Source organism: Methanosarcina sp. DH1 (assembly GCF_020804205.1).
In the GTDB taxonomy this organism is placed as follows: domain Archaea; phylum Halobacteriota; class Methanosarcinia; order Methanosarcinales; family Methanosarcinaceae; genus Methanosarcina; species Methanosarcina vacuolata.
In genome coordinates this window covers 25,991-42,593 of sequence record NZ_WJBJ01000001.1, presented here as the reverse complement: position 1 = coordinate 42,593, position 16,603 = coordinate 25,991, and the positions used below count along the sequence as shown (strand labels likewise).

Genomic DNA, 16,603 nt, shown 5'->3' with positions numbered 1-16,603 from the left:
AATGTAAGTCTTATATACTTTAAAACTACTCAAACTGTTTTGAAACAACTCAAACTGTTTTGAAACTACTCAAACTGTTTTGAAACTACTCAAACTGTTTTGAAACTACTCAAACTGTTTTAAAACTACTCAAACTGTTTTAAAACTACTCAAACTGTTTTAAACTTCAAAATAACTATCTGGATAAAAAACGTGCGCAGGCTTAAATCAATGGAGCTTTAATTACTGAATAATCTATTTTTATTAGAATCTGAGGCAGAGAAATAAGCATGGTGACTTCTGGAAGAAGAGGATCACAAATTGGACTTGCACCTGGATCGCTTGTCCATGTCGGAGAAAAGAAGGTAGACAAGGTAGTAATCAGGGTCCTGGCCTATAATAGTGAAGAGCTTGTAGAAAGAAAACTGGAGAAGATTGAAGATTGCCTGGAATTTAAAGACCATCCCAATCTCAATTTCTGGATAAACGTGGACGGGCTGGATAGAGTAGACATTATAGAAAAGCTCGGAAGCTACTTCAATATCCATCCTCTTACTCTTGAAGATGTACTCAATACAAGGCAGCGGCCCAAGACTGAAGATTATGATTCATATATCTATTCGGTTTTAAAAATGATTCTCCTTGATACGAAAACGAAAGAGATCACTATAGACCAGGTAAGCATTATCATCGGCCCTAACTATGTCCTCTCTTTTCAGGAAAGGGAGGGGGACGTTTTTGAAATGGTGCGAGAAAGGTTTAAAAATCCGGCTTCTCGCCTGAGGAAAAGCGGGGTGGATTATCTTGCCTACGGCCTTATTGACGCTGTTATCGATAACTATTTTGTGATCCTTGAGCATTTTGGTGATAAAATCGAATACCTTGAAGAAGGGCTGGTATTACATCCAAGGCCTGAGACCCTCAAGACTATTCAAAAGTATAAAAGGGACATGATTACCCTCCGTAAATCTATCTGGCCTCTTCGGGAGCTGATAAGCGGTTTGCAGAGGGTTGAGTCTGATCTTATTAAAGAGACTACCCGAGTTTACCTTAGAGATGTTTATGACCATACCATCCAGGTAATAGATACCGTCGAAGATTTCCGGGATATTTTATCTTCAATGGTTGATATCTATCTCTCCAGCATAAGCTTCAGGATGAATGAAGTTATGGAGGTCCTGACGGTCATAGCAACGATTTTCATTCCCCTTACTTTCATATCGGGCGTTTACGGAATGAATTTCGAATATATGCCTGAACTCAAATGGCGCTGGGGATATCCGACAGTAATGTTTGGAATGATCCTTCTGGCAGTCAGCATGTTTATCTATTTTAAGAAAAGGAAATGGGTTTGACTTTGTTTTTTCCTTGAGACTTTTTTTGTCTCCTATTCCATTAAGCAATCCATTAAGCTTTTTATTCTTTTTTATCCGTGTTCATCCTTCATTTTGCTCCTCTTCTCCAACTTTTTTTTTGTCAGGTTTTACACCAGCTTTCTTTTTGTCAGCTTTCCATCTTTCTTTTATGTTTTCTCTCCTTTGTCTTCTCTCCTGGCTTTTACTCTGTTTTTCTTTTGATTGCCATGAAAATGCTGCCATCTGCAAGCACTTTCATTGGTTGTGCATGTTATTCGAAGAATATCATATGCGTTTAGAAAAGTGATTCAAAAGCAAAATTTTTATAATGTAGTACATCTATATTAATAAATTTAAACAGTTCTTTAAAAAGTATTAGTTTCCGGGATATTATGTACGGCCGTTATAATCCCCCTTTTTCAGTTGAACAGGAAGAAATTGCCATTTCCGTGGAAAAAACCGGAGAGCAGTGGATATACAGAAGGACGCTAGGAACGGAAAATGTAGAGAAAATTATTCTTGGAGATGAAAAGTGCCTGATTATAAATCCAGTAGAGCCCTTAAACACTCCTAAAGAAATTACGCCAAACCTGCTTATAGAGTTTGAGAAACACCTGCTGCTTTCGGGAGGAGCTAAAAGGAAGATTTTCCTGACTTTTCCTATAGAGATAGGTGTTTTTATCGCGGATAAAGAAGAAAAAAATCTTCAGCTTCTTGATGTGCTGAGCCTGGTGAAGCAGAAGTTTACCCTTTACGGAGAGGTTTCAAACGGAGTCATCTGTAAGCACTGGAAAAGCCAGATATATTCAATTTCTCCTTCACCTAACCCTCTGCAGGAAGGGATTATTGAACTGACCCTTCGAAATACCTCCTCGGATTGGGCTTCGATCTCAAAAGTAGTTTTCAGTGCATATGGTATGAAACTTTACTATGCTGGTGATGTTTTCATGCGAGCGCGTATGGACATCCTCAACAGAAACACAGCTGAAACGGGTTTCGATCTGCAGCACCTTAGCGGGGAGCTAAAGAGCAGTTCTCTTAAAGATTTTAAATCCAGGAAAGAAGCTTTTGGGGTCTATAGCCTTCAGAAGCTTGGCTTCGTACCTCTTAAATTTTACATGGGGTGGGGATTTTGATTATGGATCTTGATTTCCTTGACACCAACCTGCCCATCTTTGATGGCACCGTGACTCTGGGATCTGTAATAAAGTTTATACTTCTTCTTTCTTTTTCAACCTTCTTTGCTAAAATTCTGTCACTTTATATGCGCAGGTCTCTCAAAGATAAGGTCAGTAAGGATGCAGGTGAGACTATCATCAAAATCGTTTACTATGGCATACTTACTATCGTGTTTTTTTCTAATTTACGCCTTATAGGAATTAATCCTTCAGGGTTCCTGCTGGCAGGAGGGGTGGCAGGTATTGTCCTTGGTTTTGCAAGCCAGAACATTGTGGGAAATCTGGTTTCGGGTTTTTTCCTGATGGTCGAAAGGCCAATTAAAATAGGGGATCAGGTTCAAATCAGTGATGTGGCGGGTTATGTTATAGATATCCGAATTATTTCTACCCTTATACGGACTTATGATGGGCTCCTTGTTCGCATCCCTAACCAGCAGGTCTTTACAACAAATATCACAAATATTGTAGAGCATCCTGTCCGCAGGTTTGAACATACAATCAGGATCCGTTATAGCGACGATGCCAATGCCGCAATCTGGCTTATCAAGGATCTTATCGACAAAGAACCATTTGCCCTCCTGAATCCTTCACCTTCGGTTTTCGTAAGCGACCTTGGAGACAGCTCGGTAAATATTACTGTAAGGATCTGGGCGCCTGTGAACGAGTGGTTCGGAATAAAAACCAGGATTCTGTGGGATATAAAACAGACCCTGGAAGAAAATGGCATAGAGATTCCGTTACCGCAGCGCGTAGTTCACATTCAGACCGATTCAAAAAAGGTTCCTGATAAACTGGAACCGGTGCCGGAAAAAGAAATCGAAAGCGTACTGAATTACGAAGAAAGAGTTTTAGCCTGAGTAAACCTGTTACTGAGTAAATCTGTTATTGAGTAAATCTGTTATTGAGTAAATCTGTTATTGAGTAAATCTGTTATTGAGTAAACCGGTTGGCAGACACGTTTGCTTAAATAGTCCCTGAATGTCGAAATAAAAAGGATTTTTGACTAAAATAAAGCAACATATTATTATATTTGTTAGTATATAGTAATAGGTCTAAAACGAATAGCATTTTTACATAAATTAAGTGAAACTATGAGATCATAGTGAAATATGAAGTCAATGAGATAATGATATTAATGAAATCAATGGTCCTTAGATCAACGTCAATGGAAAGATAATATAACAGATATATCACAGATGGATATTCTGATATTATACCAAGTTTGATATTATACCAGAGGATAGCGATCTTATGAAATTAAAATCGGTTAAAGAGCTTATAGCTTCAGGGATGTTCAAAGGCCCTCTAGCTCTCGGAGCATTACTGTCTCTTGCAGTTTTTCCGGAAGGCAGGGATTCTGGAAAGCTGGAGAAATCTTTTGAAGGCACAGACAATAGCACAGACAATGGAAATGCAGGCAATGAAGATGCAGGCAATGAACATACTTCCGAGATACTTGATCCCGGTAAGGTTCCGACAGAATGGAATGATGCATATCTTTTCAGCAGCAGGGGAGATGCTTCGAAAGAGCTCGATAGACTAAAAAATGGGCCACAGGAAATAAACGAAACTTTTCGTCTGAAATTTGAAAAATTGTCAGGGCCTGTTATGCTTGAGTATCTGGAAACCGAAAAGGCTTACTCAAAATCGATTGATGTCCTGTATACTTATGCATATACTCAGCTCAGTAAAAACGTTAATGAATCGTTCCTTATTTCCCTGCTTGGAAGTGTTCAGGATCTGCTTACCGAATACAAGAAAGCCACAGCCTTTGCAACTGTAAAATTGACCTCGCTTGGGAAAGAGGAATGGGACAGGCTCTTTTCCGAAGAACCCGGACTTGAGTCTTACAGGGCCTATCTTGAAGCCAACTATATGAGGTTTATAGAGCACAGGCCCAGGGATGAGGCCCAGGCTGCGTATCTTGCAGAGCTTGAAAACCAGCGCATGAAACTGGAAACTGAAGCACTTTCCGAGATCACGAATAAAGTTACAAAGGCGGGAGAAATCACGCTTGAGAACGGAGAGAAGTTTTCTGTCAATTCCCAATCCTACAGTACGTTATTATCAACAGACCCGAGCCGGGAAAACAGGAAAAACTGTTATGATAAGAGGTTCTACCACCTGGTTAATGAATCCGATTCCATGGCAGCCCTGTATTCCAGAAAAGCCAGGCTTGATGACCTTGTTGCCAGAGAGTTGAACTATACGGATTTCTATGACTACAGTCTGTATAACCTCTATCTTACCCATGCCCAGGTTGATGACATGAATGCCGTTTTCAAGCAGGGGAAAGAGGTGTTTGAGGCTTACAATGAGTTCAGAAAGAAAAAGCTCGGGCTTGACGTGCTCAAACCATATGACCTTATTCTGCAGTTGACGAACCAGCCTGGCAAGAAATACGCTTACATAGATGCTCTGCAAGAGATTCAGAAATCCTACTCAAGGATGGACCCCAATTTCAAAGAGATCTTTTTGAAAATGGTTACTGGCGGTTTCATAGATGTATACCCTGACCCTGAGCATGGAAAACAGCCAGGGGGTTATTGCACCGATTCCTGCGCTCTGAAAGCTCCGCCTCTGATTTTTATGAACTATGACGGCCTTATCAGAGACCAGAAAACTTTAACCCACGAGATGGGACATGCCATTAATTTCTACCTCATGGGCAACTCCGTAGACTATCTTTACTGCACAGGTACGATCTATGAAATGGAAATTCCTTCCACTTTTAATGAAGAGCTCTTTGTTGATTACGTTGTCGAGAATTCGGATAGGGATACCGCAGTTGCAGTCCTTTCCCAGCAGGTCGATGATTACCAGAACTTCTTTACCAGGCAGCCCTTGATTACGGAATTCGAATATAAAGCACACAGGCTCTGTGCAGAAAAAGAAGCGGTAAGCGGAGCAGAACTTAATGCTATCTGGACCGACCTTTCTAAAGAATACAGGAGCCGTTCAGTTGAGTATTACCCTGAAGATTCCGCAGAATGGACTTATATCAACCATATTTACCTGACAAGCAACTACTATACCTTCAACTACGCAGTTTCAAAGGCAATAACCCTTGCTCTCTTCAAACAGTATAGGGAAGAGCCAGACGCTTTTAACAAAAACTATGTTGAGTACCTCTCGGCAGGCTCGACAATGCCTCCGGAAGAAAAACTCAAGGAATATTTCGGGATCAAAATCGACAGGCAGCTCTTTGAAGACGCGATGGACGTTGTTGAATTGAGGATTCAGGAATTGTATAAGCTGGCAAGGGAAGGAGAATACTGAAAGGTGTTTGAGGGAGGAAAGTCTCGAAGAAAAAGGATAGCCTGGGTACGAGGGAGATTACAGGAAACCTATAAAGGAAAAGCAGAAAAAATGAAAAAGCAGAAAAAAACTATTTCATAACTTCCTCTAACGTCGGTATTGGTGCTTCCATAAAAATTCGCCATAGCTGATATTAGATATTTTTATTGCTGGGACTCCTTTTTCACAAAATTTTTTGCTTTTAAATGCAAAACCAGACGTTATTTTACAGACCGAATTAATTGTAGTCCAGCTCCATCCTGTTGGAAGTGTCTGTAGATTTTCAGTGTCAGTTATCTGGATCTCCGTGAGTTTCAAAAGAACTTAATTTATATAATCGTTCTCTTTTAGAATTTGGCTGAACCAAACAGATTATTTTGGAATATTTATTCCTATATACTCTCATTATGCCGCCAGAACCTCATTTAATTCTATCTCCCAACTTATCTCCCAACTTTTCTTCTAATTTTTCACCGAACTTTCGCCCATTCTACTCGAAATTTATATTTAACATTACCAAAATTTGTAATGTAAGATTTCTGAATAAAAAATTAATCTGATTGTTTAAGTTTCAAAATAAATCACTAATCCTTTTAGTACTTCAGGAAGAATTATTATGAAAAAGACACTGGGTAGTCATATTTTCGAGGATGCTCCGATCACGTCAATGGTTATTGTTTTGCTATTATTTGCCATTTTTCAATTGCAACACCGCTCAGTTTTTCCTGATGATTGGTTTCCTTCTCAATTTGCAGTTTCATCTTTCATGATTCTCTTTTGTGTGTGGATTTTAAGTGAAATTATAAACTTTCTTTTTAGCAGGAAAAATTCTCAGACGACAAATAAGGATAAGGGTTCTTGTTGGATCAATTATAACAATGGCCTGGTCAGTACTCTTTATTGCTTTTACGTTACGTGGTTCTGATATAGGAATATTCGGCGGAAATTTCCAATATGCAGGACTTGTTTTGATTGCGGTCGGTATTATACTCCGCGAATGGTCAATCTGGATTCTTGGAAAGTATTTTACCGGGCAGGTACAGGTTCGTGAAAAAGCAAAACTCGTAACAAATGGACCGTACAGATATATTCGACACCCATCCTATACTGGAGGTATGCTGTCCCTGATAGGGATTACTCTAGCGATTGGAACCTGGTTCGGAGCGCTCGTTGCATTCCTTTTAAGCTTAATCGCATATCAGTACCGCATACGTGTTGAAGAAGAGGCATTGCAAGAAGCTTTTGGTTCAGAATATGAGGAGTACAAAAATAGAACATATAAGCTATTTCCAGGTTTTTGAAAAGAACCTGCGAAGTTACTTACTTTTGTTTTGTTACTTACTTTTGTTTTACGCCGCCAGAGCTTCATATAATTCTGTATTCAAACTTTTCACCCAATTTTTCCTCATAGTTTCCCCAAAGGTTTTCTCCGAACCTTCCTTTCTTAATTTTGAAGTACTTTTAAGATGTCAGTTGATTAAATAATTGTCTACTTGTGTCTTCGGATGTAATCAAAACTTAGGCTCGGTAGAAAATTATCTAAAATAGCTCCAAGAGGCTGAAAATAAACAAACAAAAATATATAATGTAGTTCATTCTAAATTAATGAATACTTCATATTTCAGAGGATTTCTACAAAACCCATTGAAATTGACCGGGGATGATTGGGATTGCGAATATTACTACTTATTCTAACAATCTTTATTATTTTTAGTGGATGCGTTGAAGAAAATAATCTCACTCAATCAAATGARTCRGCATATCAARGGTCAGGAAATACAACACCAGAAAATCTATCATCAACAACCCTGTCATCCGAAGAAGAAAATATCCCCGAAATCGAAGTAACATCTTTCTCAAGTATTTATATGCACGATAATTCAGAAAATGTATTAAGTTACCTGTTTAGTTGGGATAATATTCCCGGGAAAGAAAGTAAAAAACTCAGTGATTACCTCAAGAATGATCTGAAAATTGATTGGGTAAGTAATGCGCAGATCATTAAAACCAATGACAATAATACAATCCGTGTTTTCACACCCAACAATTCTCTGGAGTTAAAGCTTGCAGACGATAAAAATACGGTTTTAATAACCCCCAATCACATTCAACTAAAAGTAAAAGAGGAAAATGGTAAGCTTTGCATATACAGAGTTAAAGAATATGGCGGAGCGGACCCCGAAGAAAACAAACTTGGATATAATTTCAATGAAAGATATTACGCAGCATATGGGCTTTCAATAAAGAATAATGGTTCAAAAAATCTCGATTTTAAATTAAATGAACTTCATATACGTGATGGAGATCAGATATTTAATACCACAAATATGGACCCTTACGGTTTTTCTGTTAGATCAAAACTGGAGGTACTTTCAACCCTAGAAAAAGAAAATAAAATTGAAAATACAACTCTATCTCCAGGACAAACTATAAACGGATCTGTGGTTTTTCAGGTTAATTCGTTGTATAACGAGTCATTTTTACTGATGTATAATGAAACTCCTATTTCCTCAGCATCTTTTGAAAAGAGTATAAAAGCTCTGAAAACAGCAGAACGTTACAATTACTCAGTAGTTTTTGGCATACCGCCTTATTTTAATGGTGATCTTGAAGCTTTTGAACCGAACCTTAGAGTGTATCCGTTCATATATCCCAACTGGGTAAACAGAAGTGTATTTGAATTCTTCAACAAGGTAGATTCTGATAGCGTTTTGATGTCCTCTCCCAATGACATGAATTTTACCAGAATTGTCTATGCATTAAAAGTCGTACCTGAAAAAAACATAACGATGCTTTCTGGAAAAACACGTATCAAAGTTGTTGATGATGCTGGAGAAGAACTAATTAACACATCCGATTCTTATGGGGATGATAAAATAGCAATTCTCAGGAATAAAACCTATGAACTCTATTCAGGAGAGAGTATAGACATTCCACAGACAAATTTATCTAACGTTACAATCATTCAAACTTCATTTGAACGTTATGGAAATATGGATGTTGGCATTATTTGTTTTAATAATCAGGATATTATAATGGATGATTCTCAAAAGATAAATATAGCGATATCTAATAATTTAGGGGTTCATTTCCCTTAATAATCAGGATTTCATTTTTACGCTGCCAGAGCCTCATTCAATTCAGTGTTCAAACTTTTTACGGAACTTTTCACCGAACTTTTCTCTCAACTTACTTTCAAAAATTAAGTTCTCTATTTTCCTTATTAACTTCACAATATCCGCCTTTATCTGGACCTATTCTCTTTAAAAGCCCTTTGTCTTTAAGATTTGCTACCTGTATCTCAACTGCATGCGAGCTAATTCCTAAGATTTCAGCTAATTCCTAGGCAGAAATATATTTATTTTCTGATTAAGTCCGAGTATTTTCTCCGAACCTTTCTCCGAACCTTTTATTATCAATTTTGAAGTACTTTTAAGATGTCAGTTGATTAAATAATTGTCTACTTGTGTCTTTGGATGTAATCAAAACTTAGGCTAGGTAGAAAATATCTCTAAAATAGCTTCAAGAGGATGAAAATAAACAAACAAAAATATATAATGTAGTTCATTTTAAATTAATGAAGACTTTTTATTTAAGAGGATTTCTACAAAACCCATCGAAATTGACCGGGGATGATTGGGATTGCGAATATTACTACTTATTCTAACAATCTTTATTATTTTTAGTGGATGCGTTGAAGAAAATAATCTCACTCAATCAAATGAATCGGCATATCAAGGGTCAGGAAATACAACACCAGAAAATCTATCATCAACAACCCTGTCATCCGATGAAGATATCCCTGAAATCGAAGTAACATCTTTCTCAAGTATTTATATGCACGATAATTCAGAAAATGTATTAAGTTACCTGTTTAGCTGGGATAATGTCCCGGGTAACGAAAGTAATAATCTCAGCAAATACCTCAAGAATGATCTGGAAATTGATTGGATAAGTAACGCGCAGATCGTTAAAACCAATGACAATAACACTATCCGTGTTTTCACACCCGACAATTCTCTGGAGTTAAAGCTTGCAGACGATAAAAATACGGTTTTAATAACTCCTAATAACATTCAATTAAAAGTAAAAGAGGAAAATGGTAAGCTTTGCATATACAGAGTTAAAGAATATCGTGGTTCAAGTGATCCCACAGAAGTCAAGCTCGGATATAATCTCAATGAAAAGTATTACGCGGTATATGACTTTTCAATAAAGAATAACGGTTCAAATGACCTCGATTTTAAATTAAACGAACTTCATGTACGTGATGGAAATCGTACATTTAATACTATAAATCTGGACCCTTACGGTTTTTATGAGAGATCACATCTGGAGGTGCTTTCAAGCCTCAAAGAAGAAAATAAAATTGAAAATATAACTCTGTCTCCCGGACAAACTATAAACGGATCTGTGGTTTTTCAGGTTAATTCGCTGTACAATGAATCATTTTTACTGATGTATAACAAAACTCCTGTTTCATCAGTCTCTTTAGAAAAAAGAATTGAAACTTTAAAAGTTGCCGAACGCTTCAATTACTCAACGGTGTTTGGCATACCGCCTTATTCTGAAGACCCTTCTGAATTAAATAGTGAAGGGACTCCGTTATTTTGCAGCTGGGTAAACAGAAGTGTATTTGAATTTTTCAATAAGGCAGATCCGGAGAACGTGATGGAACCTTCTCCCTACTCTCCCGATGAGATAAGCTGGACCAAAATTGTCTATGCATTGGAAGTCAAACCTGAAAGAAACATAACAACGCTTCCAGTAAAAAATAGGGACTCACATACGTACAGTCTTCTTGTTGTTGATGATGCCGGAGAGGAACTAATTAACACACACGAGATTGAAAAAATAGCATTTCTAAGAAACGGAACCTATCAGCACTATTCCAGAAATTCTCAAGATGTCCCACAGATGAATTTAACTAACCACACATTCGTTAGAACTTCATTTGAACGTACTTATGGAACTCCTATGAATGTTTACGTTTCGATTAATAACCAGAATCTTATACTGGACGATGACCTGAATGCAATTCTGGTAAGATATAGTGACGGAGGTTATCATTTCGTTTAATATCAGGATTTTATACTGCATTATTTTTTATGGATGCGTTGAAGAAAATAATGGCACTCGATAAAATAAGTCAGTATATCAGTGACCAGTATTCTGTTCACTTTGTTTCAAAACAGTATCATGATGTTGCTTGTTAAACATCAGGAATGAAAAGCTGAGAAAAGCAGTAAAAGAAGAGAAAACGATATCTATACGCTTTACGTTTGATTAAAAGAGTGAATAAAGAGTTCACAAGGTTTGGTCTGCAACAATGAAGTTTATTGCTGGATCAGATTTTATTCTGTCCTGAATTTGCTTCATTTCAAGCTTATGCGTCAGTGAAGTAGATTTCGAGATCGGTTTTCAAGCCGTCTTGAATTTGCTCCATTTTAAGCTTACACATCACGAAGTCTATTAAGGGATCAGGTTTCAGACTGTCCTGAATTTGCTTCATCTCGCAGTTTACGCCATAAATGAAGGATATTACTGGATCGGTTTTTAAGCCGTCCTGAATTTGCTCCACCTTATAGCTACGCGCCAATGAAGTCTAATACGGGATCAGGTTCAGACTGCCCTAAATTAGCTTCATTTTAAGCTTACGCATCAATGAAGTAGATTTCGAGATCGGTTTTCAAACCGTCTTGAATTTTCTCCATTTTAAGCTTGCACGTCAATGAAGTTCATTGCGGGATCGAATTTTACTCTGTCCTGAATTTGCTTCATTTTACAGTTTAGTTCCTTGTGAACAATATATACTATGTAAGTTCCTGTATATAATACTGGCGGTATAATTACCGATAGTAATATACATAGTTCGTTTTCTTGGCAAGTCTGCCTGCAGATCATCAGCCAAAATTATCAGTCATATACTCTGTCGATACTTTCATTATCAGTTTTGAAGTATTTTAAAATGTATTTTAATTAAATAATTGTCTACTTGCTTTTTTCAAAGATTTAATCAGAAATTTAAACTGTATTGAAGCATATATACCTTATTAAAGTCACAAACGAAGAAAAAAACATCTCGAAAACATGGTAATTTAGAAATTAATCGAGGATGATTGGGATTGCGAACTTTAATCTTTATTCTGACAATCTTTATTATTTTTAGTGGATGCATTGAAGAAAACAATGCCATTCAATCAAATGAGTCAGTATATCAAGATTCAGTAAACATAACGTTGGAAAATCAATCATCAGCAGCTCTGTCATCCAAAGAAGGAAATGTTCCTGAGATTGAAGTAAAATCTTTCTTAAGTATTTATATGCACAACAACAATGAAATTGCAAATGGATACTTTTTTAACTGGGACAATGTTCCTGGGAACGAAAGTCTGAGGCTCATAAGTTATCTTAAGAATGATCTGAATATTATTTGGGTAGATAATGCACAGATTGCTAAAATCAACGATAATGAAACTATTCGTGTTTTTACTTCCAATAACTCACTGGAATTTACTCTTAAAAACAATAAAACTGAGATTCTAGTAACCATTGACTCCCACCCCTGGTACAATTGGGAAATAAGACAGGAAAAAGGTAAGATTCTTGTGTACGGGCCTGATAAAATGTACAAATCAGTACCTAATATCACAAAAAGGAATTATTTAGTATATGACCTTTCAATAAAGAATAACGGTTCAAAAAATCTCGATTTTAAATTAAGTGAGCTTCATATACGTGATGGGGATCAAATATTTAATACTACAATTCTGGACCCTTACAGTCTTTATGAAAAAAGACCATATCTTGAGGTGCTTTCGACCTCCAAAAAAGAAACTAAAATTGACGATACAACTCTACTTCCTGGACAAACTATAAATGGATCAGTTATTTTTCAGGTTAATTCTCTGTATAATGAATCTTTCCTACTGATGTATAATGAAACTCCTGTTCCCTCAGCTTCTTTTGAAAAAAGTATTGAAGCTCTGAGAACAGCGGAACGATACAACTACTCAATAACCTTTGGAATACCGCCTTATAATACTGTATACAGTAATAATTCTTTTGAACCTGACCTTGAGGAGTATCCATACATATGGCCCAACTGGGTAAACAGAAGCGTATTTGAATTTTTAAATGAGGCTGACTCCGAAAATCTTGCAAAGTCATCCATGGAGAACATACCTCAGACAGAAGCTATCTATGCATTAAAGGTCATACCTGAAAGGAACATAACGTCAATACTTGAAAGTGACACAACTTCAGTTCCTCCTGTAAATAATTTCATTGTCGTTGATGATACTGGGGAAGAACTAATTAACACATCCTTGATTGGTAAAATAGCAATTTTAAACAATCAAACCTATAAACTCTATTCAGATAAGAATGACATTCCTCAGATGAATTTTTCTAATGCTACAATAGTAAAAATCTCATATTTTAACGATTATAATGGGGCACGTTTTTCATTTGTGGATCAGGACCTAATACTGGATGATAAAATGAACATAGTAGTAGCAAGATGGCGACGTGTACAAGCCATGTCTTGAAATTTTAAAAGTAGTGTAAGACAGGGTTATTCATGCCTCTCCTCAATCCCTTGTAATAGTCCGGATTCTGTGAAAACTTGTCTAAAATAGCCTCAATAAGCTTAAATAAACAAGAATAATACACTATTTCGTTCATTTTAAATTCATGAAGACTCTTATTCCCATAGGGATTTCTACAAAGCCAATTGGAATTAACCGGGGATGATTGGGATTGCGAATATTACTGTTAATTCTGACAATCTTTGTTATATCTAGTGGATGCGTTGAGGAGAATAATGCCACTCAATCAAATGAGTCAGCATATAAAGGGTCAGTAAATGGGGCACCAGAAAATATATCGCCTACAAACCTGTCCTCAGAAGAGGAAAATATCCCTGAAATCGAAGTGACATCTTTTTCAAGCATTTATATGCATGATAATATAGAAAGAGTTTATGAATACATTTTTAGCTGGGATAACGTTCCTGGGAACGAAAGTTAGAACCTCATAAGTCACCTCAAGAATGATCTGAGCATTGATTGGGTAGATAATGCACAGATTGTTAAAACTAATGATAATGAAACTATTCGTGTATTTACATCCGAAAATTCGCTGGAATTAACGCTTAAAGACAATAAAAGTCAGATTTTAACGACCATTGGTTACTATCCATATTACGATTTGAAAAAAATCAAAAAGGAAAACGGTAACATTTGTGTATACAAGCTTTATGATTCCAAATATAGATCTAATATCACAGAGAATTGTTATGCAGTATATAATCTTTCAATAACAAATAATGGTTCAAATAACCTCGATTTTAAGTTAAATAACCTTCACGCACGTGATGGGAATCATATATTTAATACCACTATGATTGGACCTGAAAAATATTTGTGTAATAATGAGGTATTGTCAGATCTTGAAACAGAAACTACAATTGAAGATATCACTCTATTTCCTAGACAAACTATAAGTGGGTCTGTCATTTTTCAGGCTAATTCGATGTATAATGAATCGTTTTTACTGATGTATAATGAAACTCCTATTCCCTCGGTATCTTTTGAAAAAATTATAAAATTTCTGAGAACCGTAGAATATTACGATTACTCGGTAGTTTTTGGAATACCGCCTTATACAGATTTTTATGAGCGATCTTCTTTTGAACCTGACCTTAAAGAGTACCCGTACATATGGCCAAATTGGGTAAACCGAAGTGTATTTGAATTTTTTAATAAGACTGATTCAGAGAGACTACTAATACCCAGTCCCTATAGTACTGATATCCCCCATACAGAAATTGTCTATGCATTAAAGGTCATACCTGAAAGGAACATAACTTCAATACTTGAAAGAGACACAACATCATCTTACCAAGAAAAGTATTTCATTGTCATTGATGATACCGGAGAGAAACTAATTAACACATCCAGGATTGATAAAATAGCAATATTAAACAATCAAACCTATAAACGCTATTCCAAAAATACAGATATTCCACAGATGAATTTCTCTAATGCAACAGTAGTAAAAATTTCATATTTTAATGACTATGGATGGCTACTAGCGAAGCGTGTACCAATCATTGATCAGGACCTTATATTGGACGAAAAAATGAATCTAGTTGTAGCAAGATATCATTGTCTTAAAATCATAACTTGAAATTTAAAAAAGCGGTAAAGGAAGGGGGTATTCATACCTTCTCAACAATCCCAATGTAATAACTCAGGCTCTGTAGAAAACATATCTAAAATAGCTTCGATAAAGCTGAAAATAAACAAGAAAATACACTATTTCGTTTATTTTGAATTCATGAAAACTCTTCTCTAAGAGGATTTCTACAAAGCTAATCAGAATTAACCGGGATGATTTGGATTGCGAAAGCTACTATTTTTTCTGACAATCGTTCTTATTTTTAGTGGATGTATTGAAGAAAATAATGCCACTCAATCAAATGAGTCAGGAAATCTATTATCAACAACCCCGTCATCCGAAGAAGGAAATGTTCCTGAAATTGAAGTAACATCCTTTTCAAGCATCTATATGCATGATAATTTAGCAAACGTAGAAAATTATGACTATATTTTTAGTTGGGATAATGTCCCAGGTTCCGAAGATTCTAAACTCCGCTATTACCTCGGGAATGATCTGGGAATTGACTGGGTAAGTACTGCGAAGATCATTAAAACCGATGACAATAATACTATCCGTGTTTTTACATCCACAAATTCTATAGAGTTGAAGCTCTCGGATGATAAAAATACAGTTCTAATAACCCCAAATCAAATCCAATTAAAAGTAAAAATTAAAAATAATAATCTTCAAATATATCAAGTTGAAACTGATTATTCTAAGAAAAGACCTGGATATAATATAACAGAAAGTTATTATGCTGTATATGAACTTTCAATAAAGAATAACTGTCCAAATGATATCGATTTTAAATTGAATGAACTTTATCTGCGTGACGGAGACCACGTATCTAATACCTCAATTGAACCTGAGGATCTATTCTCATCCTGTTTAAATGTCCCACCAGATTTTAAAAATGAAACTGAAGTTGAAGATACAACTCTATCTCCTGGGAAGACTATAAATGGATCTGTTGTTTTTCAGGTTAATTCTCTGTATAACAAATCGTTCCTGCTGATGTATAATAAAACTCCTGTTCCCTCAGCCTCTTTCGAAGAAAGTATTGAAGCTCTGAAAATAGCAGAAGGTTACGATTACTCGGTAATTTTAGGAATACCGCCTTACAACAGTGGTTCCCCTGACGATAACTCTTTTAAGCCTGACCTTGAGGAGTATCCGTACATATGGGCCAATTGGGTAAACAGAAATATATTTGAATTCTTTGACAAGGCTGATCACGAAGAAATGGAAAATTTATCTTTGGAATATATACCTCGGACAAAAGTCGTCTACGTATTAAAGGTTATACCTGAAAGGAACATAACATTAACGTCTGAAAAACCTAAACTTTCACAAAACAACTTCATTGTTGTAGATAATACTGGGAAAGAACTAATTAACGCATCAAATAGTGATAAAATAGCAATTTTAAAGAATCAAACATATGAACCCTTTTCCGGAGAGAATGGAGCCACTCTGCAGGTTAATTTCTCTAATGTCACAATAGTAAAGATTCATTTAACGAGTTTTTATGAATGGGGGCATATAACATCTGTTAACCAGGATGTCATAATGGATAAAGAACTGAATATAATTGCGGCAAGAAACTGCGCTAGAAATTTTATAAGCTAA

General features: G+C 36.1%; 13 protein-coding genes. 11 read left to right on the top strand and 2 right to left on the bottom strand.

Annotation, left to right across the window (positions count from 1 at the left end; all coding sequences use genetic code 11):
* Positions 1 to 269: 269 nt before the first annotated feature.
* Complete coding sequence (gene corA, locus FXW07_RS00170) at positions 270 to 1,334, top strand: magnesium/cobalt transporter CorA (RefSeq protein WP_229393175.1); 1,065 nt, start codon at positions 270 to 272, stop codon at positions 1,332 to 1,334.
* 81 nt (positions 1,335 to 1,415) lie between these two features.
* On the opposite strand, the gene FXW07_RS00165 is transcribed toward corA, so the two are convergent.
* Positions 1,416 to 1,577 (bottom strand): hypothetical protein, encoded by a 162-nt coding sequence (locus FXW07_RS00165; RefSeq protein ID WP_229393174.1) that lies wholly within the window; start codon positions 1,575 to 1,577, stop codon positions 1,416 to 1,418.
* A gap of 149 nt (positions 1,578 to 1,726) precedes the next feature.
* On the opposite strand from FXW07_RS00165, the gene FXW07_RS00160 reads away from it, so the two are divergent.
* The 6 genes from FXW07_RS00160 to FXW07_RS00135 all read left to right on the top strand — a co-directional run bounded on the left by FXW07_RS00160 (position 1,727) and on the right by FXW07_RS00135 (position 10,888).
* A complete protein-coding gene (locus FXW07_RS00160) occupies positions 1,727 to 2,470 on the top strand; it encodes a DUF432 domain-containing protein (RefSeq protein WP_229393173.1) in 744 nt (247 codons plus the stop codon).
* A gap of 2 nt (positions 2,471 to 2,472) precedes the next feature.
* Positions 2,473 to 3,369 carry a mechanosensitive ion channel family protein gene (locus FXW07_RS00155; protein ID WP_229393172.1) on the top strand — a complete coding sequence of 299 codons (897 nt, stop codon included), beginning with the start codon at positions 2,473 to 2,475 and terminating at the stop codon, positions 3,367 to 3,369.
* Positions 3,370 to 3,763: 394 nt separating this feature from the next.
* Complete coding sequence (locus tag FXW07_RS00150) at positions 3,764 to 5,791, top strand: M3 family oligoendopeptidase (protein ID WP_229393170.1); 2,028 nt, start codon at positions 3,764 to 3,766, stop codon at positions 5,789 to 5,791.
* Positions 5,792 to 6,687: 896 nt separating this feature from the next.
* On the top strand, positions 6,688 to 7,110 hold the full coding sequence (locus FXW07_RS00145; protein ID WP_197078755.1) for an isoprenylcysteine carboxylmethyltransferase family protein: 423 nt from the start codon (positions 6,688 to 6,690) through the stop codon (positions 7,108 to 7,110).
* Between the two features lie 369 nt (positions 7,111 to 7,479).
* The gene (locus FXW07_RS00140; protein WP_229393168.1) at positions 7,480 to 8,907 is read left to right on the top strand and encodes a hypothetical protein; all 1,428 of its coding nucleotides are present in this window, start codon (positions 7,480 to 7,482) and stop codon (positions 8,905 to 8,907) included.
* A gap of 544 nt (positions 8,908 to 9,451) precedes the next feature.
* A complete protein-coding gene (locus FXW07_RS00135; protein ID WP_229393167.1) occupies positions 9,452 to 10,888 on the top strand; it encodes a hypothetical protein in 1,437 nt (478 codons plus the stop codon).
* Positions 10,889 to 11,195: 307 nt separating this feature from the next.
* On the opposite strand, the gene FXW07_RS00130 is transcribed toward FXW07_RS00135, so the two are convergent.
* Positions 11,196 to 11,390, bottom strand: coding sequence for a hypothetical protein (locus FXW07_RS00130; protein WP_229393166.1), 195 nt, complete (start codon positions 11,388 to 11,390; stop codon positions 11,196 to 11,198).
* A 658-nt stretch (positions 11,391 to 12,048) separates the two neighbouring features.
* Between FXW07_RS00130 and FXW07_RS00125 the strand changes: the two genes are divergently transcribed.
* The 4 genes from FXW07_RS00125 (at position 12,049) to FXW07_RS00110 (ending at position 16,603) form a co-directional block, all read left to right on the top strand.
* Positions 12,049 to 13,359 carry a DUF4352 domain-containing protein gene (locus FXW07_RS00125; protein WP_229393165.1) on the top strand — a complete coding sequence of 437 codons (1,311 nt, stop codon included), beginning with the start codon at positions 12,049 to 12,051 and terminating at the stop codon, positions 13,357 to 13,359.
* A 211-nt stretch (positions 13,360 to 13,570) separates the two neighbouring features.
* Entirely contained in the window at positions 13,571 to 13,840 is a 270-nt protein-coding gene (locus tag FXW07_RS00120) for a hypothetical protein (protein WP_229393164.1), read from the top strand.
* Positions 13,841 to 14,212: 372 nt separating this feature from the next.
* The gene (locus FXW07_RS00115; protein WP_229393163.1) at positions 14,213 to 15,001 is read left to right on the top strand and encodes a hypothetical protein; all 789 of its coding nucleotides are present in this window, start codon (positions 14,213 to 14,215) and stop codon (positions 14,999 to 15,001) included.
* A 213-nt stretch (positions 15,002 to 15,214) separates the two neighbouring features.
* Positions 15,215 to 16,603 carry a hypothetical protein gene (locus tag FXW07_RS00110; protein WP_229393162.1) on the top strand — a complete coding sequence of 463 codons (1,389 nt, stop codon included), beginning with the start codon at positions 15,215 to 15,217 and terminating at the stop codon, positions 16,601 to 16,603.

Bases quoted from the DNA above. Each gene is read 5' to 3' on its own strand.
- corA (WP_229393175.1), top strand. From the start codon at position 270: ATGGTGACTTCTGGAAGAAGAGGATCACAAATTGGACTTGCACCTGGA.
- FXW07_RS00165 (WP_229393174.1), bottom strand. From the start codon at position 1,577: ATGGCAGCATTTTCATGGCAATCAAAAGAAAAACAGAGTAAAAGCCAG.
- FXW07_RS00160 (WP_229393173.1), top strand. From the start codon at position 1,727: ATGTACGGCCGTTATAATCCCCCTTTTTCAGTTGAACAGGAAGAAATT.
- FXW07_RS00155 (WP_229393172.1), top strand. From the start codon at position 2,473: ATGGATCTTGATTTCCTTGACACCAACCTGCCCATCTTTGATGGCACC.
- FXW07_RS00150 (WP_229393170.1), top strand. From the start codon at position 3,764: ATGAAATTAAAATCGGTTAAAGAGCTTATAGCTTCAGGGATGTTCAAA.
- FXW07_RS00145 (WP_197078755.1), top strand. From the start codon at position 6,688: ATGGCCTGGTCAGTACTCTTTATTGCTTTTACGTTACGTGGTTCTGAT.
- FXW07_RS00115 (WP_229393163.1), top strand. From the start codon at position 14,213: ATGATTGGACCTGAAAAATATTTGTGTAATAATGAGGTATTGTCAGAT.